This is a genomic window from Ruegeria sp. AF1 (assembly GCF_056542125.1).
Genome location: NZ_JBQFZG010000001.1, coordinates 718142 through 740151, shown reverse-complemented (window position 1 = coordinate 740151; position 22010 = coordinate 718142). Strand labels below are relative to the sequence as shown.

The 22010-nt window shown below is 57.5% G+C and carries 23 protein-coding genes; 15 read left to right on the top strand and 8 right to left on the bottom strand.

From position 1 onward, the window contains the following. The first annotated feature begins 163 nt into the window (after positions 1 to 163). The 3 genes from ACR0BK_RS03650 to tig all read left to right on the top strand — a co-directional run bounded on the left by ACR0BK_RS03650 (position 164) and on the right by tig (position 4806). Positions 164 to 1867 carry an NAD(P)H-hydrate dehydratase gene (locus tag ACR0BK_RS03650; protein WP_480553790.1) on the top strand — a complete coding sequence of 568 codons (1704 nt, stop codon included), beginning with the start codon at positions 164 to 166 and terminating at the stop codon, positions 1865 to 1867. A gap of 309 nt (positions 1868 to 2176) precedes the next feature. Beyond that, positions 2177 to 3301 carry a porin gene (locus ACR0BK_RS03645; protein ID WP_480492966.1) on the top strand — a complete coding sequence of 375 codons (1125 nt, stop codon included), beginning with the start codon at positions 2177 to 2179 and terminating at the stop codon, positions 3299 to 3301. Positions 3302 to 3474: 173 nt separating this feature from the next. After that, positions 3475 to 4806, top strand: coding sequence for a trigger factor (gene tig, locus ACR0BK_RS03640; RefSeq protein WP_480553892.1), 1332 nt, complete (start codon positions 3475 to 3477; stop codon positions 4804 to 4806). A 100-nt stretch (positions 4807 to 4906) separates the two neighbouring features. Here the strand turns inward: tig and ACR0BK_RS03635 are convergent, their stop codons facing one another. The 6 genes from ACR0BK_RS03635 to rpsF all read right to left on the bottom strand — a co-directional run bounded on the left by ACR0BK_RS03635 (position 4907) and on the right by rpsF (position 8697). Then, the gene (locus tag ACR0BK_RS03635; protein ID WP_480517482.1) at positions 4907 to 5761 is read right to left on the bottom strand and encodes an acyl-homoserine-lactone synthase; all 855 of its coding nucleotides are present in this window, start codon (positions 5759 to 5761) and stop codon (positions 4907 to 4909) included. A 107-nt stretch (positions 5762 to 5868) separates the two neighbouring features. Continuing rightward, positions 5869 to 6570, bottom strand: a complete 702-nt coding sequence (locus ACR0BK_RS03630; protein WP_480473391.1) for an autoinducer binding domain-containing protein — start codon at positions 6568 to 6570, stop codon at positions 5869 to 5871. Between the two features lie 235 nt (positions 6571 to 6805). Then, entirely contained in the window at positions 6806 to 7291 is a 486-nt protein-coding gene (locus ACR0BK_RS03625; RefSeq protein WP_480517480.1) for a transglycosylase SLT domain-containing protein, read from the bottom strand. A gap of 166 nt (positions 7292 to 7457) precedes the next feature. Continuing rightward, complete coding sequence (rplI, locus tag ACR0BK_RS03620) at positions 7458 to 8075, bottom strand: 50S ribosomal protein L9 (RefSeq protein WP_480517478.1); 618 nt, start codon at positions 8073 to 8075, stop codon at positions 7458 to 7460. Positions 8076 to 8087: 12 nt separating this feature from the next. Continuing rightward, positions 8088 to 8315 (bottom strand): 30S ribosomal protein S18, encoded by a 228-nt coding sequence (gene rpsR, locus ACR0BK_RS03615; protein ID WP_005608650.1) that lies wholly within the window; start codon positions 8313 to 8315, stop codon positions 8088 to 8090. A gap of 28 nt (positions 8316 to 8343) precedes the next feature. Beyond that, the gene (rpsF, locus tag ACR0BK_RS03610; protein WP_209503558.1) at positions 8344 to 8697 is read right to left on the bottom strand and encodes a 30S ribosomal protein S6; all 354 of its coding nucleotides are present in this window, start codon (positions 8695 to 8697) and stop codon (positions 8344 to 8346) included. 353 nt (positions 8698 to 9050) lie between these two features. Here rpsF and ACR0BK_RS03605 point away from each other — a divergent pair, with 353 nt between their 5' ends. Further along, the gene (locus ACR0BK_RS03605; protein WP_480553789.1) at positions 9051 to 9497 is read left to right on the top strand and encodes a hypothetical protein; all 447 of its coding nucleotides are present in this window, start codon (positions 9051 to 9053) and stop codon (positions 9495 to 9497) included. A gap of 125 nt (positions 9498 to 9622) precedes the next feature. Continuing rightward, complete coding sequence (locus tag ACR0BK_RS03600) at positions 9623 to 10195, top strand: YceI family protein (protein ID WP_480553788.1); 573 nt, start codon at positions 9623 to 9625, stop codon at positions 10193 to 10195. A 57-nt stretch (positions 10196 to 10252) separates the two neighbouring features. Here the strand turns inward: ACR0BK_RS03600 and ACR0BK_RS03595 are convergent, their stop codons facing one another. Beyond that, positions 10253 to 11476, bottom strand: coding sequence for a cytochrome b/b6 domain-containing protein (locus tag ACR0BK_RS03595; RefSeq protein WP_480553787.1), 1224 nt, complete (start codon positions 11474 to 11476; stop codon positions 10253 to 10255). A 174-nt stretch (positions 11477 to 11650) separates the two neighbouring features. On the opposite strand from ACR0BK_RS03595, the gene fabD reads away from it, so the two are divergent. The 7 genes from fabD to mltG all read left to right on the top strand — a co-directional run bounded on the left by fabD (position 11651) and on the right by mltG (position 17958). Next, positions 11651 to 12589 (top strand): ACP S-malonyltransferase, encoded by a 939-nt coding sequence (gene fabD, locus ACR0BK_RS03590; protein ID WP_480517472.1) that lies wholly within the window; start codon positions 11651 to 11653, stop codon positions 12587 to 12589. Between the two features lie 42 nt (positions 12590 to 12631). Beyond that, the gene (gene fabG / locus ACR0BK_RS03585) at positions 12632 to 13369 is read left to right on the top strand and encodes a 3-oxoacyl-[acyl-carrier-protein] reductase (RefSeq protein WP_480473386.1); all 738 of its coding nucleotides are present in this window, start codon (positions 12632 to 12634) and stop codon (positions 13367 to 13369) included. Between the two features lie 207 nt (positions 13370 to 13576). Beyond that, entirely contained in the window at positions 13577 to 13810 is a 234-nt protein-coding gene (locus ACR0BK_RS03580) for an acyl carrier protein (RefSeq protein ID WP_050602116.1), read from the top strand. 138 nt (positions 13811 to 13948) lie between these two features. Next, on the top strand, positions 13949 to 14488 hold the full coding sequence (locus ACR0BK_RS03575) for a GNAT family N-acetyltransferase (RefSeq protein ID WP_480473385.1): 540 nt from the start codon (positions 13949 to 13951) through the stop codon (positions 14486 to 14488). A gap of 123 nt (positions 14489 to 14611) precedes the next feature. Further along, entirely contained in the window at positions 14612 to 15355 is a 744-nt protein-coding gene (locus ACR0BK_RS03570; protein ID WP_480473384.1) for a 1-(5-phosphoribosyl)-5-[(5-phosphoribosylamino)methylideneamino]imidazole-4-carboxamide isomerase, read from the top strand. Positions 15356 to 15534: 179 nt separating this feature from the next. Then, positions 15535 to 16800 (top strand): beta-ketoacyl-ACP synthase II, encoded by a 1266-nt coding sequence (gene fabF / locus ACR0BK_RS03565; RefSeq protein WP_480553786.1) that lies wholly within the window; start codon positions 15535 to 15537, stop codon positions 16798 to 16800. Next, positions 16801 to 17958, top strand: coding sequence for an endolytic transglycosylase MltG (gene mltG, locus ACR0BK_RS03560; RefSeq protein ID WP_480553785.1), 1158 nt, complete (start codon positions 16801 to 16803; stop codon positions 17956 to 17958). 90 nt (positions 17959 to 18048) lie between these two features. Here mltG and ACR0BK_RS03555 read toward each other — a convergent pair whose 3' ends face one another. After that, positions 18049 to 19314, bottom strand: a complete 1266-nt coding sequence (locus ACR0BK_RS03555) for a DEAD/DEAH box helicase (RefSeq protein ID WP_480553891.1) — start codon at positions 19312 to 19314, stop codon at positions 18049 to 18051. A gap of 701 nt (positions 19315 to 20015) precedes the next feature. Between ACR0BK_RS03555 and ACR0BK_RS03550 the strand changes: the two genes are divergently transcribed. The 3 genes from ACR0BK_RS03550 (at position 20016) to ACR0BK_RS03540 (ending at position 21997) form a co-directional block, all read left to right on the top strand. Further along, a complete protein-coding gene (locus tag ACR0BK_RS03550; protein WP_480553784.1) occupies positions 20016 to 20360 on the top strand; it encodes a hypothetical protein in 345 nt (114 codons plus the stop codon). Continuing rightward, entirely contained in the window at positions 20269 to 21639 is a 1371-nt protein-coding gene (locus ACR0BK_RS03545; RefSeq protein ID WP_480553783.1) for a DNA-packaging protein, read from the top strand. The genes ACR0BK_RS03550 and ACR0BK_RS03545 overlap by 92 nt, the downstream gene beginning before the upstream one ends. A gap of 148 nt (positions 21640 to 21787) precedes the next feature. Continuing rightward, a complete protein-coding gene (locus tag ACR0BK_RS03540; RefSeq protein ID WP_480553782.1) occupies positions 21788 to 21997 on the top strand; it encodes a DUF1059 domain-containing protein in 210 nt (69 codons plus the stop codon). The last annotated feature ends 13 nt before the right edge of the window (positions 21998 to 22010 follow it).

Sequence of the window (22010 nt, the reverse complement as noted above, 5' to 3'; positions counted from 1 at the left end):
TCACCTTGAATGGTTGTCTCAGGCGCAGTGATCACGTCTAAGATCGGGCAGCAACGTGATTGCGGTATCGGTCGGGTCGGTATCCGTTGAAATCAGGCTCTGTGCTAATTTTTGGGCGGTTTGCACAAAAAGTAATCGAAACTGAATCGCGCGAGGGTGTGACATGTCCGAATTGCTGACAGCGGCGCAGATGAGAGCCATCGAGCACGCGGCCATTGAGTCCGGTGAGGTCACGGGCCTGGAGCTGATGGAGCGGGCAGGGCAAGGCGTTGTCGAGGCGATCTTCGAGGAATGGCCAGATCTGGACAGGCGAGGGGCCAACCCCTCGCGCTCCCCGGAGTATTTGGAAAAAGATGAAGATAATCCGTTGCGCGCGGTCGTGCTGTGCGGGCCCGGAAACAACGGCGGTGACGGGTTTGTCGTGGCGCGTCTTTTGCGGGAACTGGGCTGGAAGGTTGAGGTATTCTTATATGGCGATCCTGGCAGGCTGCCGCCGGACGCGCGGGTGAATTATCAGCGATGGGGTGAGTTGGGTGTTATCAACGCGCTTTCAAAAGAAGGCTTGAAGAATGACCGCCTGGCCAATTTTGGAATACCAAACGTTTTGGTGGACGCGATTTTCGGCACGGGGTTGACACGTCCGATTGATCCTGTGCTTGGGCAATTGTTGGAGTATTTTTGCAGCTTGTCATCACGTGTTCGCTTTGTGGCAGTCGATTCACCTTCGGGGCTGTGCATGGACAGCGGAAAGGTGCTTGGTGCCCGAGCAGGAATACTGACCGATGCCAGACCCCTTTCTGCGGATCTGACAGTAACCTTCGAACGAAGAAAACTTGGGCATGTGTTGAGCGACGGTCCGGCCTATTGCCGGAAAGTGAGCGTCGTCGAAATTGGTCTGAATGAAACGTCGGAGCAGCACTGGGGGCAGGTTATTTTGCAAGGAGAAAGAGCAGGCCGGGGTCCAGTCCGCAGCGTCACTCTGGACGACCAAAAGCTCGATAGCGGGCGGCGTGCAAGAACGCTTTTGACAAAGCAAAGCGATTTACCTTCAGTCGTTGCGCACAAATACACCCATGGCCATGCCCTGATCCTTTCGGGTGGCCCCGGCAAGACCGGTGCGGCGCGTCTGGCCGCGCGGGGGGCCTTGCGGATTGGGGCAGGGTTGGTGACGCTGGGGGTGCCATCCTTGGCGTTGGCAGAGGTGGCGAGCCGGATCACTGCCCTCATGCTACAGTGCGTTGATGGTTCTCAAATGCTGTCAGACGTATTGCAGGACGTGCGGATGAACGCCCTTTGTCTGGGCCCCGGTTTGGGGTTGGAGCGCGCGCGGGACCTGGTGCCGGTCGCCCTGATTGCGAAACGTGCGACGGTTCTGGATGCGGATGCGCTGACAGCTTTTGCTGGTGATCCCGGAAACCTGTTCGAAATGCTGCATGACCGCTGCGTTCTGACCCCACATGGCGGAGAGTTTGCGCGGCTGTTCCCCGATCTGGCGGAAAAGCTGAGCGAAACGCCGGTCAGAGGCCCCGCCTATTCCAAGGTGGACGCAACGCGAGAGGCAGCGGCACGTGCGGGATGTGTCGTGTTGTTCAAAGGGCCGGATACTGTCATTGCGGCCCCGGACGGGCGATGTTCGATCAATGCCGCGTGCTATGATCGCGCCGCCCCTTGGCTTGCAACCGCCGGGTCAGGCGATGCGTTGGCCGGTTACATCGCCGGGCTATTGGCGCGGGGGGTCGATCCGATGACGGCGGCTGAGACAGCAGCGTGGCTGCACGTGGAATGCGCACGGCGTTTCGGGCCGGGATTGATCGCCGAGGATCTGCCTGAGCAATTGCCCGGTGTTTTCAAACAGCTGAATGTCTAGTTGTTTTGGGCAGAAAGCAGTTCAGGCTCTGTCTGAATCGCATGTTTTCGCTGTCAAGATGTGCGCGGATGCATACCGCATATTTGTCAGGTGCATAGGTAGGCATCACTATTCATTTGCAAGCTGCCAGTGGGGGCTGGAGTCGTATCTTGTAAGCTGATGAAAAATAATGTAAAATGGTAGAATTCTTTGTGTGTTCTGTTGCTAAAATACAATTCTTGCGTAAGACAAGGGGCAGACCACTGGAACGCTCGGATTCAGTAAACAAATGGGCAGTATCTGAACCCCGAACCAATTATGGTGAGTGAAATGACCCCAAATATCAAAAAGATATCGGTTGCTGCCTTTCTGACTGCCACGGTCGCTGTTCCGGCAGCCGCAGAGCTGAAATACGAAAATAACAGTGGCGGCTATGTGCTGTTGTACGGGCAGTTTAACCCAGCCTTGATTTCTGTTGATGACGGGCAAGATACCGAGACCCGGGTCCTCGACAACGATCTGTCGAACAGCCGGGTTGGCCTGCGCCTGATGCAGCCATTTGGCCAGAACGAGTTTACCTTTCGCTTGGAAACGGCGTTGGGCTTGCCGAACTCGACTGAATGGAACCAGAACGGTACAAATTTCAGCGGCTGGACTCGCGACGATATCCGATTTGTGGATTTTGCCTTGAAGGGCAGCTACGGCAAATTCTCGGCTGGTCAGGGCAGCATGGTGGCAGATGGTGCTGCCGAGGTGGACCTGTCCTATGTCGGCACCGCGCTGTATTCGTTCACAAACGATGAAAACTCGGGCTTTTTCTATCGTGGCACAAACGGTGTGTTGAGCGGTATTACGGTTGGTGACAGTTCCAGCAACTTTGACGGCTCACGTCGCGGGCGTGTGCGGTATGACACACCAACGGTTAACGGGTTCTCGGCCGCATTTGCATATGGTCAGAACATCCTGTCCAGCAGTGACGATGATGACTACTACGACGTCGGTGTGTTCTATGAAAACACCTTTGCAGGCGGAGTAGAGTTTGCGGCAGCTGTCGCGTATTCGGTGCGGGACCGGGATGACAATTCAGGGGATCGCAAAGATACCATCGGTTCGGCCTCGGTGTTGTTGCCCAGCGGTCTGGGTTTCACGATTGCCGGCGGCACGCGTGACGATGACCGGGCTGGCCAGACGGACCCGAATTACTGGTACGGCAAGGTCTCGTACGAAGGGAACTGGGTTTCCTGGGGTAAGACAGGTGTCGGCATCGACTATTATGACGGCGCGGATTTCGAGACCAACGGGTCCGACACCAAGGCATGGGGTATCGCTGTCGTGCAGAAGGTCGAAGCGATCAATACCGATGTATACCTGAAGTATCGCAACCACGACTTCGATGATGGTTCATCCTTTGACAACAACGAAGCATGGGTTCTGGGCGCGCGCTGGAAGTTTTAATTGCCTTCCAGCGACCCAACACGAACGCCCCGAAAACCGGGGCGTTCTTTTTTGCCAAAACCAGGTTGATTCAGCCTTTGCCCCTTGCACGTTGGCGGCAGGGCAAATAGAAGGCGTCAAATTTGCCCGGCGCGCCCGTTTTGCGCGCCCCGAATCCTATGGGGACTACCAAAATGCAGGTTACCGAGACGCTGAACGAAGGTCTGAAACGCGGCTACAACATCGTTGTGACCGCAGCCGAACTGGACGACAAGGTCAATGAAAAGCTGACCGAAGCACAGCCGGAAATCGAAATGAAAGGCTTCCGCAAAGGCAAGGTGCCGATGGCGCTGCTGAAAAAGCAGTTTGGCCAGCGCCTGCTGGGCGAGGCGATGCAGGAATCCATCGACGGTGCGATGAACAAGCATTTTGAGGACAGCGGCGACCGCCCCGCGCTGCAGCCCGAAGTCAAGATGACCAACGAGGACTGGAAAGAAGGCGATGATATCGAGGTCGCGATGTCCTACGAAGCGCTGCCCGCGATCCCTGACGTCGATCTGAAATCGGTCGCGCTGGACAAGCTGATCGTCAAGGCGGATGACGCCGCCGTCGAGGAAGCGCTGAACAACCTGGCTGAAACCGCTCAGGACTTCAAAGCCCGCCGCAAGGGTTCGAAAGCCAAGGAAGGCGACCAGATCGTGTTCGATTTCGTCGGCAAGGTTGATGGTGAAGAATTCGAAGGTGGATCGGCGGAAGATTACCCGCTGGTTCTGGGCTCGAACAGCTTCATCCCCGGTTTTGAAGACCAGCTGGTCGGTGTGAAGGCCGAGGAAGAAAAAGACGTCAACGTGACTTTCCCGGAAGAATATGGTGCCGAACACCTGGCCGGAAAAGACGCGGTCTTCACCTGCACGATCAAGGAAGTGAAAGAGCCGGTTGCAGCGGAGATCAACGATGAGTTGGCGATGAAGTTTGGCGCCGAGGATCTGGCCGCCCTGAAAACTCAGATTTCGGAACGTCTGGAAGCAGAATACGCAGGTGCATCGCGCGCTGTCATGAAGCGGGCCCTGCTGGACGCGCTGGATGAGAAAGTGTCGTTCGACCTGCCGCCGTCGCTGGTTGAAGCCGAAGCCAAGCAGATTGCACATCAGCTGTGGCACGAGGAAAACCCCGAGGTAACCGGCCATGACCACGGTGAGATCGAACCCACCGATGAGCACAACAAGCTGGCCGAACGCCGCGTGCGTCTGGGTCTGTTGCTGGCTGAACTGGGCCAAAAGGCAGAGGTGGAAGTCACCGACGCCGAGATGACCCAGGCGATCATGAATCAGGCCCGTCAGTACCCGGGCCAGGAACGCCAGTTCTTCGAGTTCGTACAGCAGAACGCTCAGATGCAGCAGCAACTGCGCGCGCCGATCTTCGAAGACAAGGTTGTCGACTATGTGTTCGAGCTGGCCCAGGTCAGCGACAAGGAAGTCAGCAAGGACGACCTGCAAAAAGCCATTGAGGCATTGGAAGAGGAATAATCCTCTTCCTTCCCTCTTTGTTCAGAGAGGGGAAAAAACGGAGCCGCCTGTAAACAGACGGCTCCGCATGGGTGGCTTTTGTATCTATGAGGTGAGGGGGTCAGGCCTCATGAGCAAAAGCACGGGGGGTTTCTAACAAAGCGATCTTCTGCTCTGGTGTGAACGTATCCGAGAGCGCTTCGATCAGCTTCAGAACGTCCTGACGTTCAGCTTCGTTCCTCGCGGCGCTCATCTGTTCCACAAAATACTTCTCAAGATCAGTCAGTGGCTTGTGATCCTGATTGGCCGGGTTCTGGGTTGCGGCCTTCTTGGCTGCAAACAGTGCCAGTGCCTCTTCGTCGTCCATAAAGACGTTCTCATGGATGCCTGCAAATTCGCGCAGGCCCGAGATGCGTTCATCGGTACAATCCAACAGGGCGGCCAGTGCCGAGACTTTCCCCATGGGAACCGTTTCGCCGACATAGTCATATGGCGCGCAGTTCGACCGTTTCAGAACCCGGTCCATGACCGGATCGATTACGGTGATGATATCCTGAATGCCTGAGTTCTTGGCATATTCCAGAGAACCAATCATCAGCTCGCAGGTAGCATAAGAGACAGAATTCTTTTCCTTGCCACGCGTTAGGCGCTGCGTGTCCACGCAGAAGCGTGTCGATTCCCACATTGTTGCGCTGCGAAGTGGTGCTTCCCCGCAAAGGATTGCCGAAAACACATCCGACAACATATGAGGTCCTGTGGTCTGTAGGGCACGCACGGCTGCGACGACATTCCCCCCGTCGTCGAGTCCGATTACATATGCCGGGTCCAGATGATCGAATTCATCAATTTCCTTGCCGTCTTCGATCTTTACGTCCCATCCAAGACGTCCGCCAAAAACACGTGCTCTCAACTCGAACATTTCGTCAAGAACTTCGCTGAACATATGTCTGTTCAGGCCATCTACCACGATGATCATTTCTTCCCCCTTCGAGTGGTTGTTCGGTAATACTGACGTTACCGCTCTCGAAAGATTTTTCTATTGGGGGATTCCCGTATTTTGACGAAATTTGGGGATTTTTTTGTTTATCCCGGGGTAATAAGCCCGATCGCTATCGCCCGCCCTACGGCCTGAGGGGTGGTCAGCGCACTAAGCTTTTCCCGGCTCGAACGCAAGTGTACTTCTACGGTTCGGTGCGAAATAGACAAAATATCGCCGATATCCTGCTGCGACTTACCTGCGGCGACCCATTGCAGGATTTCCGCTTCGCGAGAGGACAATGTCGGATGATATAGTGCGTTGGTCAGCTGATCCGACGACACGACATTGTCGTGGATGTGTACGGCCATGGCCTGCAAATCGCCGATAAAGTTTGTATAGAGCTTACGCCACTCTTCCTTGCTGCAATTTCGGGTTGCGCTCAGCAGGCCAATATCGCCGTAAGGGCCACGTACCGGGATCGTAACTCCCTGACTGGGCAGGCCAAAATCATGAGCATCCCGGAACACACGCTGAAAATCCGGACTCCGTTCAAGACGGCTCCAATCCACCGGCGCAATACTGCGGCGGGCCATGTGGATGGTCGGGTCGATCATGATCAGACCCTGTTTCTGGTAGTGCTCGGTCCAGGCGTCGTCATAGGTGACAAAGCCAGCCACTGTTCCTGCCGCGGGATTCATACCAGCGTAGGCCGCATGATCCATGTCATGCTTCTCACAGATTTGCCTTAGAAACTCGGTATATCGAACTTCAGAATCCGGCAGAGTGCTCAGATCGACAATTTCCATGTGGCGCCTACCAGCTGTGGCCCATCTTGCCGCCCGATGGTGTCGTCGAGCATGCGTATTACACAGAGTGGAACCCGTTTACCTCACCACGTCAGAACATCATACTTTTCTAAACATGACAAGGAGAGGTCTTAATTGTCTGTGCAATACCGCATATTGCGACAACCAATAGAACATTTTTGTCACTATTCAGTTTCAAGTGCCAAATCCGGCCAATTTCTGACGTCAATGGACGTCAGGGCGCCGGTCTCAACCCGGTTTCGACCAGCATCCCCTTGGCTTTTGCCTCTGGATAGTAACCTTTGGCGTACAGGAAAATCGCCCTGCGTTGATCCCCGTCGGACAGCAGCCAGGCACCGCGCAGGTACTTTCCCGCAAACTCAAGGTTGGTGTCTGCGTCCAGCAAACCTTCGGCTTTACCGGTGTAACCCATCGAGCGCGCAGTGGCGGGTAGAACCTGTAGAAGGCCGTAATAGGGCTGGTTGACGGCCCATGGTCGGTGCGTGCTTTCACGTATGGCCAGCTTGTGAACCAGCTCTCGCGGAACCTGATAATGATCCGCCCATCTGTTGATCGAAGCTCTCAGCTCGGGCGTTTCATTTGGGTGAAGCGGCGGGTCAAAACGTGGCGTACCCGCCTTGGAGACCTGGTCTGCCCCGCAGGCAACCAACGACACAAATAGAAACAGTGCCAGGAAACTTTGGCGCAGATAAACAAGCATTTTTCGGTCCTCTGGATTTCGGCGGCAATGATACGGATCGACAATAAGCCTTCAAGCTTACCCCGGAAAATGGGCTGAAACTTGCCGGTACGACTTGTGAACACATAGGGAAAAAAGAAAAGGCCGCGCTTTGGCGCGGCCTTTGGAATGCTCACAAGCAGCCGGATCAGGCTTTGGCTTCGTCTTCTTCAACCGGTGCTGCGTCGGCAACCATGTCGTCGTCCGAAGCGGCCGAGCCGATGTCGTCGAACAGTTCGGCGATCTCGAATTCAGCAGCGGCTTCTTCTTCAGCAGCCAGTTCCTGAATCGATTTGCCCGAAGCCTGCAGTTCGGCTTCTTCTGCCGAACGGGCCACGTTCATTTTGATTTCGACTTCAACCTCGGGGTGCAGTTTGACTGCGACAGTGTGCAGACCCAGTTCCTTGATCGGGGCGATCAGGACAATCTGTTTCTTGTCGACGGTGAAACCTGCGTCGGTTGCGGCGTCAGCGGCGTCACGCGGGGTGACCGAACCGTACAGAGCGCCGGCATCCGATGCCGAGCGAATCACGATGAACTGCTGACCGTCCAGCTTTTCAGCCAGTGCTTCAGCTTCTTTCTTGGTTTCCAGGTTGCGGGCCTCAAGCTGCGCTTTCTGGGCTTCGAACGACGCGATGTTGGCGTCGGACGCGCTCAGGGCTTTGCCTTGGGGCAGCAGGAAGTTGCGGGCGTAGCCGGGCTTGACGTCAACGACGTCGCCCATCTGACCCAGTTTCGCAACGCGTTCCAGCAGGATAACTTGCATGTCAGTCTCTCCTTACTTCACAGCGTAGGGCAGCAGGGCGAGGAAGCGGGCGCGCTTGATAGCACGGGCCAGTTCACGCTGCTTCTTCGCCGAAACGGCGGTGATGCGCGAAGGAACGATCTTGCCACGCTCAGAGATGTAGCGCTGCAGCAGACGGGTGTCTTTGTAGTCGATCTTCGGCGCGTTCTCACCCGAGAACGGGCAGACCTTGCGGCGGCGGAAAAATGGTTTTGCGGCCATGGTTTAGAGTCCTTTTCTCAGGCGTTGATCAACGGCGCTCGCGGCGTTCGCCACGTTCGTCACGCTTCTGCATCTGAACCGACGGACCATCTTCGTGGCCGTCGACCTTGATGGTCAGAACGCGCATGACATCTTCATGCAGACGCATCAGGCGTTCCATTTCCTGCACCGCGCCCGAGGGGGCATCGGTTTTCAGAAAGGCATAGTGGCCCTTGCGGTTTTTGTTGATCTTGTAGGCCATCGTCTTGACGCCCCAGTACTCGCTATCAACCAGCTTGCCGCCGTTGTCAGCCAGAACGGTGCCGAAATGTTCGACGAGGCTTTCCGCCTGCGCGTTGGACAGATCCTGACGCGCGATCATTACATGCTCATACAGTGGCATGTGCACTCCTGTTTATATCAAGGCGCATTTCATAGGCGGGGCCAAACGTTCCTTCGCGACCCTGCCACGAGAGGCTGCGCGATTCATACGACTGCGAAGGATGGCCCCGTATACACGTCTGAGCCGCAAGGGCAAGCCCTGCCACATATGCCTCTGAGACGCCGCCCAAATTCCTTTAGGCCGCCCAATTGCTGACGCTTTTCGGCTCAAAGTTGTTTTGCATACCGGACATCAACCGGATCAACAGAATTTCGAAAGTAACCTTAAAAGGGTGACGTGTTATGACCGCTACTAACACAAACGCATATCAGGAAAACGTTGCCGGCTCGCGATTTGAAAATTCAGTGCCGGTAATGATCACGTTTGCACCGAACTGGAAGGCCCGCCTGGTCCTGGCGCGGATGGTCGGGGCGTTCCTGATCGTTTCCGCGTTTTCAATGTGGTTGATGCCCGGATCGGTCGTTGGCGCAGATGTTTGGCCGATCAAGATGGCGGCGTCCATGCTGTTTCTGGTCGTTGGCGTCGCCCTTCTGACGATCGAGGTTCTTGACCCGCGTCCTGACGCCTATTTCGACCCGATCCGTCGCGAAGTCCGGGTGTTGCAGAAAAACGGAGACGGGCGCCCTCAGACTGTCCTGCGCCGCAGCTATGACTCGCTGGGTGGGGCGCGTTTCGAAGAAAACGAAGTTCATCTGTTTGACGTGGATGGCAGCCTTTTGATGAAGCTGCCACTTGAATCTGCGGATGTCAGCCGGGCGCTGAAAGGTCAACTAAGCAAGAGCGTAACAATTTTCGGCTGAGTTTTATTCTGTTCAAAAACGAACAGAAGTTGTGAATCAAAATTGGTTGTGTGCTGCCCCTGGGCAGCACATTTTGCGTTCAAGCAATCCTGACGGATTGCAATCACAAAACCGCGGAGATTGATATGAAATCCACCTTTCTTGCTGCTGCATTGGCCGTGTCAGCGACTACGGCACTCGCCAGCGCCGAGAAATACGTATTGGACCCCAGCCACAGTCAGGTCATTTTCAGCTATGACCATCTTGGGTTCTCAACCACGACTGGCATGTTTTCCGGCTTTGTAGGCGAGATCATGTTTGATCAGGAAAACCCCGCCGCTTCGAGCGTGAGCGTGTCGATGCCCGTATTGGAGATGTTTACCGGCTGGAAACCCCGTGAAGATCACTTCATGACCGAGGATTTCTTTGGCGCGGCCGAAGGAGATTTGATCACCTTTACATCGACAGGAATCGAAGTGACCGGTGACAACACCGCGAACATCACTGGCGATCTGACGATGAACGGTGTGACCAAATCAGTTGTTCTGGACGCAAAGCTCAACAAGGCTGACACCCACCCGATGGCGAACCAGCCCTGGGCTGGTTTCAATGCCACGACAACGCTGGTCCGCAGTGAATTCGACCTGGGTCAGTTTGCACCGTTTGTCAGCGACGAAGTGCAAATCCAGATTTCGGTCGAGGCACAAAAAGCCGATTAATCGCAGAATCACGAACAGAAAAACGCCGGTGATTTAATCACCGGCGTTTTTTTTGCCTTACTGACCGCGTATCGCAGTGAGTTCTACGGATACTGCGACGGTAAAGCCCAGCGCGTCTTCGGTAGGCTGCGATGTGCCTACATCAAACGCCAACCGGTTAAGCTCGATTGTGCCCGCCATGGTAGCAGTGTCGCCCTGCAGGTCCAGCGAGAAAAGCAAAACGACATCGATCGACTTGTCGCGAATAGTAAGCGGGCCGCGCGCCTCATAACCACTTTCGGTTTTATAAAGATCGGCCTTGAACTGAGCAGTGGGGAACCGGGCGTTGTCGAAGAAATCTGGCCCCATGGCCTGATCGGATACGGTTCCAAGACGAAGCGAGCCAATGGATATCGTGACATCGACAGATCCCGCCAGGCCCGGGTCTGTGGGCTCGTCAAAGGTAATTGCGGCAGTCCAGTCAGAAAACGAACCTGTCACGGGGCTGTTCAATTGCGAAATTGTAATCGACAGCGTGCCGCTCTGAACTTGCCATTCCGATTGAACCTCAGCCAATTGGACATCCGGGGCTTCCCCTATGTTAGGGGCCAGCTTCCCGGTTGCCCAGCCTCCGGTGACGACGACACCCCAGACCGCCAGTGCAGCGACGGCTGGAATCAGTGAATGGGTTTGATGTGGTGGTTCCGGCGCATCTGACAGACCCGGTAACATCCGACGCAATGTGCCGTCCTTGTCGATGACGTGATGTTTCAGCGCACCTGCAATGTGCAGGACAAGGGAAACAACCAGAACCCACATGAAGAGCCAGTGCAGAACTCCTGTAACCTCGGCCACGGCGGTGGATTTCGGTACAAAAGGCAGGTTTTGGCCGAAGGGCCAAAGGATTGGGGCAAAGCCCTCGGTCGCGGCGTGGTGAATCCAACCGGTCAGGGGCACAAGGACCAGCGAACCGTAAAGCAGCCAGTGGACGGTTTCAGCGGCGAAGGCTTCGGGTTTGTTGTCAGCATTCAGAAGGCCGGGCTTGGTTTGCGTGAACGCCCAAAGAATGCGGGCCAATGCCACGAAGAACACGGTAACCCCTACGGTTTTATGCAATGAGAACACGCGCGCTGCACGGGCAATTTCCAACTCGGTCGGGGCCGCTGCCGAGTGCAATACCGCATGTGCCAGATTGTCCGCGACCCAGCCGAGGGGCAAAGCCGTGAAGATCAGCAACGCGGTTAGCCAATGAAACGTCTTTGCGATGCTGCCGTAGCTTGAAAAGGAATTGGTCGATTGCATGTGTCGGACGCTCCGGGATTCTGGGTTGTGCCCAAGGTAAAGCCGGATGAAACAGACACAAGTGAGCGCGGGTGCACACAAAAGGTGCCACAATGCAGAAAGCAGGCAATGCTTGTGCCAGACGATCAGTCAGTTTACACCCCGCCGCAACCTGAAACCATCCATGAGGTTGCAATGACACTCGCGTTCGTTTTTCCGGGACAAGGCGCCCAGACCATAGGTATGGGCAAAGCTCTGGCAGAGTCCTATCCGGCGGCTCAGGCCATTTTCGATGAGGTGGACGACGCGTTGGGCGAGAAGTTGAGCAGCCTGATCTGGGATGGTGATATTGCTGACCTGACACTGACCCAGAATGCTCAACCTGCTTTGATGGCAACATCGATGGCAGCCATGCGCGCTTTGGAAGCCGAGGGCGTATCCGTCAGCATGGCGGCTTTTGTGGCGGGGCATTCACTGGGTGAATACTCGGCTCTGGCCGCGGCGGGGGCCTTGTCTGTTGCAGATACAGCGCGTTTGCTGCGCACCCGTGGTCAGGCTATGCAAAGCGCGGTACCCGTGGGCGAGGGGGCCATGGCCGCCATTCTGGGGCTGGATCTGGAGGCCGTACGCGCCGTGGCGGAAGAAGCCGCACAGGGCGAGGTCTGTCAGGCCGCAAATGACAACGATCCCACGCAGGTCGTCGTGTCGGGTTCAAAAGCGGCTGTCGAGCGCGCAGCCGAGATAGCCAAGGAAAAAGGTGCAAAACGTGCCGTTATGTTGCCGGTAAGTGCTCCATTTCACTGTTCGCTGATGAAACCTGCTGCAGATGTAATGGCAGAAGCGCTTGCTGCCGTCGAAATTAAGGCACCAGCCGTACCTTTGGTGGCCAATGTTCGCGCCGAGGCTGTCAGCGATCCGGATCTGATCCGTCAATTGCTGGTCGAGCAGGTGACCGGTTCGGTTCGCTGGCGGGAAAGCGTGCAATATATGGCGGCTCGAGGCGTGACTGAAACATGGGAAATCGGCGCTGGCAAGGCGCTGTCCGGTATGATCCGCAAGATCGATCGCGAAATCGCGGGCAAGGCCGTGGGCACACCGGAAGACGTTCAGAAGACCATTCAGGTCGAATCGTAAGCTCAATCCGCGTTGTAAGCGACGCAGCAAGAGGGAAACCGAATGTTTGATTTAACAGGTAAGAATGCGCTGATCACCGGTGCTTCGGGCGGTATCGGAGGTGACATCGCACGTGCGTTGCATGGCGCAGGTGCAACGGTTGGTTTGTCCGGTACACGCGTTGAGCCGCTTCAGGCTCTGGCCGACGAACTGGGCGAACGCGCGCATGTTCTGCCCTGCAACTTAAGTGACCCGGAAGCCGTTGAAGCGTTGCCTAAGCAAGCGGCCGAGGCGATGGGATCGGTGGACATTCTTGTAAACAACGCCGGAATCACGCGCGACAACCTGTTCATGCGCATGTCCGACGAAGAATGGCAAAGCGTCATTGACGTGAACATGACTTCGACCATGAAACTGTGCAAAGGGGTGATCCGGGGCATGATGAAGGCGCGCTGGGGCCGTATCGTCAATATCTCGTCCGTGGTGGCCGCAATCGGCAATCCGGGGCAGGCGAACTATGCCGCGTCCAAGGCCGGTATGATCGGGTTTTCCAAGGCTTTGGCCCACGAAGTTGCGACACGCGGAATTACTGTGAATTCCGTGGCACCTGGATTTATCACAACTGCAATGACCGAGAAACTGACCGAGGAACAGAAAAAGGGTCTGTTGCTCAAGGTTCCGGCCGGTCGCATGGGCGATCCCGAGGAAATTGCAGCTGCCGTTCTGTATCTTTCCAGCCCCGAAGCGGGCTATGTTACCGGAAGCACCTTGCATGTGAACGGTGGTATGGCCATGTTGTGAGCGCGACAGGGGCGAGTGCGAAAGCGTTTGCCTCTTGCGTCGACTATGCTATAGGCGGCGCATCTATGCGGGGCCGGTCGTTCAGGTCGGCCTTCTATTTCCCGGTTCGCCGGGACCGAAACCGCCCAAAACGGGCAAACCAAAGCCAACCCGTGCGGGCAAGGGCAGAATCGGGCGGACCGCCCTGTAAAGGAATGAGGAATTGACATGAGCGACGTCGCAGATCGCGTTAAGAAGATCGTTGTTGAGCACCTGGGTGTTGAAGAAGATAAAGTCGTGGAAAACGCGTCCTTCATCGACGATCTGGGCGCAGATAGCCTGGACACAGTTGAGCTGGTCATGGCCTTCGAAGAAGAGTTCGGCATCGAGATCCCCGATGACGCAGCCGAGACCATCCAGACCTTTGGCGACGCCGTCAAGTTCATCAGCGAAGCGTCCTAAGCGTTTCTTTCTGATCAAAATCGGCGCTTCCGGGCAACGGGGGCGCCGTTTTTTTATGCCTGCCCGAATTTCGGACTTGCGTGGCTATTGTGGCCTGCGCACTGTTTCCACTGAGGCAAAACTCAAAGTGGACAGGGCATGATAAGATCCACTCCGATGATAAATACCGCGCGTTTGACGCTGTGCGCCATGCGCCCGGAAGACTTTGACCGGTTTGCGGAAATTTGGCGTGACCCTTGTGTCGTCCGGCATATCGGCGGCTCTCCCCGGTCGCGTGGCGAAGCGTGGGATTCGTTCCTGCGTAATGCCGGGCATTGGCAGATGGCCGGTTTTGGCCAGTGGGGCGTGATGCAACAATCGAATCGCAAGCTGATCGGGCAGGCCGGATTCTTCTATAGCAACCGATGCATGGGCGACGATTTCGACGGCTTCCCCGAGGCGGGGTGGGTGCTGGTCCCCGAAGCACAGGGGCAGGGATTGGGATACGAGGCAGCCAAGGCTGCGCATGACTGGTTTGATCGGGTGATTCCCGGACCGTTGGTCGCGATGATAAACGCGACGAACATGTCTTCGCAGAAACTCGCCAAGAAGCTAGGCTATGTTCTGATGCGGGAAGGGGTGTATAATGAAACCCCGGTGCATTTGTTACGACGCAACGGACCGCCAGCTCGCGCATAGATTCGCCACTTAAACAGTATGCCGCAAAATGGCCAAGCTGTGCCGATCCCGGTGATTTCGGGCGGGCGTTCTGGATGTATGCTGCCGGGGATTTTCAGAGCGATTGAGCGGAGGACCAAGCTCATGAGGATTTACCCCACGATGGAACTGCAGAACGGCCGGTGTGTCTCGCTGGACAAGGGTCGTCTGGAAGAAGCGATGATCTGGCACGTGAATCCGGTAGAAACCGCACGGAGCTGGGCAGAGGCGGGTGCCGAATGGATGCACCTGACGGATTTCGACGCGATCGAGGGTAAGGATACCAACGCGCAGCTGGTCGAGGATATCCTTCGCAAGGCCGAGATTCCGGTGCAGTTGGCGGGTGGCATGCGCTCGCGCGAGCAGATTGAGCGCTGGATCGACAAGGGCGCGGGCCGCATCGTGGTTGGCACGCTTGCTGCGCGTGAACCAAACCTGGTCAAGGATCTGGCCAAGCTGCACCCTGACCAGATCGTGCTGTCAGTGGATGTCTGGCAAGGCCTTGTTATGACTGACGGCTGGCGCAGCCAAAGTGCGTTCACGCCAGAAGCCTTTATCGACGCATTCGGCGATACGCCCTTTGCCGCCATCGTGGTAACAGATATCGACAGCGACATCGAAGATGTCGAGGCAAAGCTTGGTCTGATCTCGCGATTGGCAAACCATTCGCGTACTCCGGTGATTGCCAGCGGTGTCGTGCGCACAGCAGACGATATCTCACGGCTGGCATACATCCCCAACATCTCGGGCGCGATTGTCGGGCGTGCGTTGTTCCGCAAGACACTGGACTTGGCCAAAGCACTTGAAACTGCCAAATCGGCCCACGAGCCGGTCGCGCAGTTTCAGTAAGCAACTCCGCCCTTTCGGCTGGACGCGCGAAAGGGCGGTTTTGACAAGCGCCGAATTTCTGGTTTCCTTGGGCATTCGGCGACAGGACGCCGGGACGGAAAGAACCGTTGCTCTTGCCCCCGCACCCCGGGCCGGGGTATGAGCGGTTCTCATAAGAGGAAGCAGGCAAGAGGCACTTCATGCGCAGAGTCGTTGTAACCGGTCTTGGATTGGTCACTCCTTTGGCCAGCGGGGTCGAGGAAACCTGGTCGCGGCTGCTGGACGGAGAGTCCGGTGCAGGCCCAATCACGCATTTCGATGCAGAGGCAAGCGGGGTCGCAACGACCTACGCCTGCGAGGTGCCGCGCGGCGACGGAACCAACGGGACCTTCAATCCCGATGACTGGATGCCGCTGAAGGAGCAGCGCAAGATCGAAGACTTTATCCTGTATTCCATCGCGGCCGCCGAAATGGCCTGTAAGGATGCAGGCTGGCTGCCGGAAGACGAAGAATCGCGCCTGCGTACGGGTGTTCTGATCGGCTCGGGCATTGGTGGTCTGGGATCGATTTCCAATACCGCGAACCTGATCCGCGACAAGGGTCCGCGTCGGGTATCTCCGTTCTTTATTCCGGGCGCACTGATCAACCTGGCCTCGGGTCAGGTATCAATTCGCCATGGGTTCAAAGGGCCGAACCACTCGGTCGTGACCGCATGTTCAACCGGTGCGCACGCAATCGGCGACGCCAGCCGCATCATCCGGGCGGGTGACGCGGATGTCATGGTGGCAGGTGGCGGCGAGGGCTGCATCTGCGAGATCGGTATTGCCGGGTTCAACGCATGTAAGGCGCTGTCGACCAAATACGCAGATAATCCAAAGGCTGCCAGCCGACCCTATGACGTGGACCGTGACGGTTTCGTGATGGGCGAGGGCGCCGGCATCGTGGTTCTGGAAGATTACGAACACGCCAAAGCGCGTGGGGCTAAGATCTACGCCGAGGTTCTGGGCTATGGTATGTCGGGCGACGCCTATCACATCACTGCGCCGTCCGAGGATGGCGACGGGGCCGAACGTTCTATGAGAGCGGCGTTGCGCAGCGCCGGGCTGGAGCCGAAGGACCTGGATTACATCAACGCGCATGGCACCTCGACCATGGCGGACACGATCGAACTGGGTGCTGTCGAGCGCCTGTTGGGCGAGCATGCCGGGAATGCGACGATGAGTTCGACCAAGTCGGCAACCGGTCACTTGCTGGGTGCTGCGGGCGCGATTGAGGCAATATTCTCAATTCTGGCAATCCGCGATCAGGTCGCACCGCCAACAATTAACCTGGACAACCCGGCAGTTGAAACCCCGATTGATCTTGCCCCCAACGCCAAACGCGAGCGTGAGATTAACGTGGCGCTGTCGAATTCGTTCGGGTTCGGTGGAACCAATGCCAGCGTGATTTTCGGAAAGGTCAGTTAAATGTGGCGGGCCATCGCTTCGAATGCGCTGACCATCCTGGTGGTCGGCCTGTTTCTGGTGGGCGGTCTGATCCTGTGGGGACAGTCGCAGTACAAGGCCGAAGGCCCGCTTGAAACTGCGATTTGCCTTCAGGTCAAAAGCGGTTCGAATATGACACGTGTCAGTCGCGATCTGGAAGATCAGGGTGCCATTCGCAGTTCAATTCTGTTTCGGATGGCCGCTGACTATACCGATCAGGCGCAGCGGTTGAAAGCGGGCAGCTTTCTGGTGCGCGAAGGCGCGTCTATGGCGCAGATCATCGAAGAAATCACCAGCAGCGGCGCCAGCACTTGTGGGTCGGAAATCGAATACCGTATAGGTGTGACACGCACCCAAACCCGCGTGCGTGAATTGAACCCGGCAACATTGGATTTCGTCGAGATTGCTTCATTTGATGCGGCAGAGGAAGAAACGCCTGAAGCTTATACCGAGAAACGTAACGAAGCTGACACGCGCTATCGCGTGTCGCTGGCCGAAGGTGTGACCTCGTGGCAGGTGGTTGAAGCTCTGAAATCATTCGAAGCGCTGTCAGGTGAAGTGACCGAGATCCCGGCTGAGGGCATGTTGGCCCCGGACAGTTACGATGTTGTGGCCGGACAGGATCGCAATGCGATTTTGCAGGCCATGCAGGACAAGCAACAACTGCGGATCAACGCGGTTTGGGAAAGCCGCCAAGGCGGGTTGCCGCTGGACACTCCTGAAGAGATGCTGATCCTTGCGTCAATCATCGAAAAGGAAACCGGTGTTCCGGAGGAGCGCGGCCAGGTCGCCAGTGTGTTCGTAAACCGCCTGAAACAGGGGATGCGCCTGCAAACAGATCCGACCGTCATCTATGGCGTGACAAAGGGGCAGGGCACATTGGGCCGCGGGTTGCGGCGCAGCGAACTGAACCGTCCGACACCGTGGAACACCTATCAGATTGACGGGCTGCCCCCGACGCCGATCGCAAATCCGGGTCTGGCGAGTCTTGAAGCTGCGGTTGCGCCAGATGACACCAACTATGTGTTCTTCGTCGCCGACGGCTCGGGCGGGCATGCGTTTGCAGAAACCCTGCAGGAGCACAATCGTAACGTTGCCAAATGGCGCGAGATCGAGGAACAGCAGAGCTCGGGGAATTAAACCCGGCGGGTTGCTGGTTTAGCTAACAAAAAACGCCGACGCCGGTATAGCAACTGGCGTCGGCGTTTTCTTTGGCAGCCTCTTCAGTCCTTAGGCGGCTGAGCGTCTTTTGTTGGGACGGCGCCGTCTGCCGCTGGACGGTTTCGCATCGCCGTTGGCCGGTTTGGGCTTGAACCCGCGACGGCGGTTGTTTTGACGACGTGCAGGTTGCTGAACCTCGACCCCTTCCGGCATGGTGCCGCTTGTGACAGGGATTTCAATTTTCATCAGCTTCTGGATCTGACGCAGCAGGTCGACTTCTTCCGGTGCACAGAACGCAATCGCTTCGCCTTCGCGCCCGGCACGGGCGGTGCGCCCGATTCGGTGGACGTAATTGTCGGGCACGTCGGGCAGGTCGAAGTTGATGACATAGGCGACGCCAGGGATGTCGATGCCACGCGCGGCAACGTCGGTGGCGACCAGTATGTTCACCTCACCTGCGCGGAAGGCCTTGATCGCCCGGTCGCGCTGGCCCTGGCTTTTGTTCCCGTGAATGGACGCCGCGTTAAAGCCGTCGTCCACCAGCCCTTTCATCAGCCGTTCAGCGCCGTGTTTTGTGCGGGTGAAGACCAGTGTCAGTGCATCCGCGTCCTGCGACAGGATTTCGCGCAACTTAGACGGTTTTCCGGGTTTCGAAACAAAGTGAAGGGACTGGGTGATCTTGTCAGCGGCCTTGCCCGGGGGCGAAACCTGCACCCGCTGCGGATTGTTCAGATAGGCACGGCTGAGCTCCTCCATCTGTTTCGGCATTGTGGCCGAGAACAGCATGGTCTGGCGGGGCGTGCCCAGTGCAGGCGCGATGCGACGCAGAGCGTGAATGAAGCCCAGGTCAAGCATCTGATCTGCTTCGTCCAATATCAGATGGCGCACCGAACCAAGGTCAACAGCGCCCCGTTCCATCAGGTCAATCAGGCGGCCCGGGGTGGCGACCAGAATATCGGTGCCGCGTGCGAGGAACATCACTTGTTTGTTGATCGACTGGCCACCAACAACTGTAGCGACCCGCAGCTTTGTTCCTTTGGTGAGGGTGCGCAAACTGTCGGCGATCTGGTTCACGAGCTCGCGGGTGGGGGCGAGGATCAGTGATTTGGCTGTTTTGGGATCGGGCTTGCCGGGCTGCGCCAGCAGGTGGTCGATCAGGGGCAGGCCAAAGGCCAGTGTCTTGCCGGTGCCGGTTTGGGCCAGCCCGAGGATGTCATGCCCGTTCAGGGCCAGCGGAATGGCCTGGTTCTGAATCGGGGTGGGTTGAGTGAAATTGGCGCGTTTCAACGCGTCGTTCAGTGTCGGCGCGAGGCCGAGCATATCGAAGTCGAACAAAAAATTTTCCTTTACGGCCCGCAGGTTAAACCCCACGAGCAGGTGGTGACTGGCCACGTTCATGTGACCGGCAGGGTTGTGCGAGACCTCGGGATGCGCGAGCGAATCCAGCGCCATCCGGCCATCGCGTAAAGAACCCTGCGTGAAGGGGAACCGGGAGTAATGTGCTGGCGCTGTGGGGCCTGAAGCCCGACGATGCTCACGCGGTGGCGCCGTGATTAAGGGCACATGAGGGTTTCGGGAGGGAATGTCAAGGACTGGTTTTGCCGCGGGCAGGTTGCGCGCAGGACCTTGACGCGTCGAAATCGGGTGATGCGGGCGATTTTGAGCGCGATTTCGGAAAATGTCAGGTTTGTACACGCGTCAAGGTGGGGAGTGTGCAATTTGTACACGCTGAAAGCGGCAAGGGGGTAACCCTGTGTTAATCCCTCTGGTCGGTGAGGCGGTCAGAGCTTGGAAGGCTAAAGGGCGGGGCGGCGTTTTGGCCGAGGGTTACCATGGCCGGAAATTCACTGTCCGTTAACCCGCACCGTACGATCCCTGTTGCGCGCCTGTTGCGTAAATCCTTGACTTTACGCGCTTTATCCCGTATTGGTTGTGTCATGCTAGAAGAAGTGGGCGAACGGCCTCGGGGCGACCCGGTGGCCGTTTTTTCGTTTCTCTCGTGCGGAGAACACTCACGCATGAGGTCACAGGCAAACATGACTTTGATTACCCCGGAAGAGCGGATTTCCCAGACGGCTGAACTGTTGCAGTCCCTGGAAAGGTCCATTCGCGATCTGCGGCAAGCGGCAGAAGACCTGCGCAAACAGATCGGTGCCGGGGAGGATGCAGATCTTGCTGGTTCAGCCAAGCAACTCGGTCAGCTGGAGGGGCTGATCCGAAGTTGCCAGAAAGTGGAGACAAGCTTTGTCGAACAACATTACAGACAAGCCGGAGTTGCCCAAGGGGGCTATGCGCTCGACCTTGAGCGGGCCCGATTTGAGATCGGGTGCAGGCTGGCTCGCCTCCGCCGATGCTGCGGTGCGGGAGAGATTTCTGAGTGAGATCGGGGAGGGGGGGCTGTGTGCCCTCCCTTTCCTGTTTGAATTCTGGGCGCTGCCGCATCAATTGCCGCCCGAGGGCGACTGGCGGTCCTGGGTGATCATGGGCGGGCGTGGCGCGGGCAAAACGCGGGCAGGGGCCGAATGGGTGCGATCGATGGTCGAGGGTCCGAAACCGCTGGACAAGGGCGAGGCGTGCCGCGTGGCGCTGGTGGGTGAAACATTCGATCAGGTGCGCGACGTGATGATCTTTGGCGATAGCGGGATATTGCAATGCTCGCCCCCGGATCGGCGGCCCACGTGGAAGGCATCGGAACGCAAGCTTATCTGGCCCAACGGGGCCGAGGCACAGGCGTTTTCAGCGCATGATCCCGAAGGGTTGCGCGGGCCGCAATTTGATGCGGCCTGGGTGGATGAGCTGGCCAAGTGGAAGAAGGCGGGTGAGACCTGGGACATGCTGCAATTTGCGCTGCGCTTGGGCGAGCGGCCTCGGGTCTGCGTGACCACAACGCCGCGCAATGTGAAGGTTTTGAAGGAGTTGCTGGCGTCACCCTCTACCGTGCAGACCCATGCGCCGACCGAAGCGAACCGGGCCAATCTGGCGGCGTCGTTTCTGGAAGAAGTGCGCGCGCGCTATGCGGGTACTCGGCTGGGGCGGCAGGAGCTGGACGGGGTGCTGCTGTCAGACGCGGAAGGAGCGCTGTGGACGGGTTCGATGCTGGAGGCGGCGCGCTGTACGCAGGTGCCCGAATTGGATCGCATCGTGGTGGCGCTGGACCCGGCGGTGACATCCGGGTCAGGCGCGGATGCCTGCGGGATCGTGGTGGTTGGGGCGCAAGTGCAAGGCCCGCCTGAGGCGTGGCGGGCGTTCGTGCTGGCTGACCGGACGGCGCAGGGCGTTGGCCCGGCGGGCTGGGCGCAGGCGGCGATTGACGCGATGGATGAGTTCGGGGCCGAACGGCTGGTGGCCGAGGTCAATCAGGGCGGGCAACTGGTGGAAGAGGTCGTGCGGCAGGTGGACCCTCTGGTCCCATATCGCGCGGTGCGGGCGTCACGCGGCAAGGTCGCGCGGGCCGAGCCTGTGGCGGCGCTGTACGAACAGGGGCGGGTGCGCCATGTGGCCGGGTTGGACGCGTTGGAGGAGCAGATGTGCCAGATGACCGCGCGCGGGTTCGAGGGGCAGGGCTCGCCCGACCGCCTCGATGCGCTGGTCTGGGCGCTGCATGAGTTGGTTGTGGGGCCTGCGGGGGTGTATCGGCGACCTAGGGTGCGGGCGTTGTGAGAGGTTGTTCAAACGATCATACAAATTTCCTCTTTTGGGGGAGGGAAAAGGTAATCTCACCGCTGAGACAACAGCTTTTCTCGCAATCGGATTCGGTGAATCTGCGCACATCGGTTATACTTCAGTTTGGACTTGGGGGAGAGGATAGATGTCAGACGCTTATTCGTATGCCTGTAGAGATTGTGAGGGAATGGAAGCTTGTCCAGCGAGCATGGTGGCGGAATCCAAGGAAGAAGTTTGGAAGCTCATGGAACTTCACGCGCAGATTGCGCACGATGAAAATCCAGACGATTGGGATGGCGCAACTCGGGACTATTTGGCAACTTTGATCAAGCCAGTCAGTGTCTTTCAGAGTTGATTTAACGGCAGCC

Bases quoted from the DNA above. Each gene is read 5' to 3' on its own strand.
- rpsF (WP_209503558.1), bottom strand. From the start codon at position 8,697: ATGCCACTGTATGAGCATGTAATGATCGCGCGTCAGGATCTGTCCAAC.
- ACR0BK_RS03540 (WP_480553782.1), top strand. From the start codon at position 21,788: ATGTCAGACGCTTATTCGTATGCCTGTAGAGATTGTGAGGGAATGGAA.
- fabD (WP_480517472.1), top strand. From the start codon at position 11,651: ATGACACTCGCGTTCGTTTTTCCGGGACAAGGCGCCCAGACCATAGGT.
- mltG (WP_480553785.1), top strand. From the start codon at position 16,801: ATGTGGCGGGCCATCGCTTCGAATGCGCTGACCATCCTGGTGGTCGGC.
- ACR0BK_RS03595 (WP_480553787.1), bottom strand. From the start codon at position 11,476: ATGCAATCGACCAATTCCTTTTCAAGCTACGGCAGCATCGCAAAGACG.
- tig (WP_480553892.1), top strand. From the start codon at position 3,475: ATGCAGGTTACCGAGACGCTGAACGAAGGTCTGAAACGCGGCTACAAC.
- ACR0BK_RS03600 (WP_480553788.1), top strand. From the start codon at position 9,623: ATGAAATCCACCTTTCTTGCTGCTGCATTGGCCGTGTCAGCGACTACG.
- ACR0BK_RS03625 (WP_480517480.1), bottom strand. From the start codon at position 7,291: ATGCTTGTTTATCTGCGCCAAAGTTTCCTGGCACTGTTTCTATTTGTG.
- ACR0BK_RS03570 (WP_480473384.1), top strand. From the start codon at position 14,612: ATGAGGATTTACCCCACGATGGAACTGCAGAACGGCCGGTGTGTCTCG.
- fabG (WP_480473386.1), top strand. From the start codon at position 12,632: ATGTTTGATTTAACAGGTAAGAATGCGCTGATCACCGGTGCTTCGGGC.
- ACR0BK_RS03575 (WP_480473385.1), top strand. From the start codon at position 13,949: ATGATAAGATCCACTCCGATGATAAATACCGCGCGTTTGACGCTGTGC.
- ACR0BK_RS03635 (WP_480517482.1), bottom strand. From the start codon at position 5,761: ATGATCATCGTGGTAGATGGCCTGAACAGACATATGTTCAGCGAAGTT.
- rpsR (WP_005608650.1), bottom strand. From the start codon at position 8,315: ATGGCCGCAAAACCATTTTTCCGCCGCCGCAAGGTCTGCCCGTTCTCG.
- ACR0BK_RS03550 (WP_480553784.1), top strand. From the start codon at position 20,016: ATGACTTTGATTACCCCGGAAGAGCGGATTTCCCAGACGGCTGAACTG.
- fabF (WP_480553786.1), top strand. From the start codon at position 15,535: ATGCGCAGAGTCGTTGTAACCGGTCTTGGATTGGTCACTCCTTTGGCC.
- ACR0BK_RS03630 (WP_480473391.1), bottom strand. From the start codon at position 6,570: ATGGAAATTGTCGATCTGAGCACTCTGCCGGATTCTGAAGTTCGATAT.
- ACR0BK_RS03580 (WP_050602116.1), top strand. From the start codon at position 13,577: ATGAGCGACGTCGCAGATCGCGTTAAGAAGATCGTTGTTGAGCACCTG.
- ACR0BK_RS03605 (WP_480553789.1), top strand. From the start codon at position 9,051: ATGATCACGTTTGCACCGAACTGGAAGGCCCGCCTGGTCCTGGCGCGG.
- ACR0BK_RS03650 (WP_480553790.1), top strand. From the start codon at position 164: ATGTCCGAATTGCTGACAGCGGCGCAGATGAGAGCCATCGAGCACGCG.
- ACR0BK_RS03545 (WP_480553783.1), top strand. From the start codon at position 20,269: ATGCGCTCGACCTTGAGCGGGCCCGATTTGAGATCGGGTGCAGGCTGG.
- ACR0BK_RS03645 (WP_480492966.1), top strand. From the start codon at position 2,177: ATGACCCCAAATATCAAAAAGATATCGGTTGCTGCCTTTCTGACTGCC.
- rplI (WP_480517478.1), bottom strand. From the start codon at position 8,075: ATGCAAGTTATCCTGCTGGAACGCGTTGCGAAACTGGGTCAGATGGGC.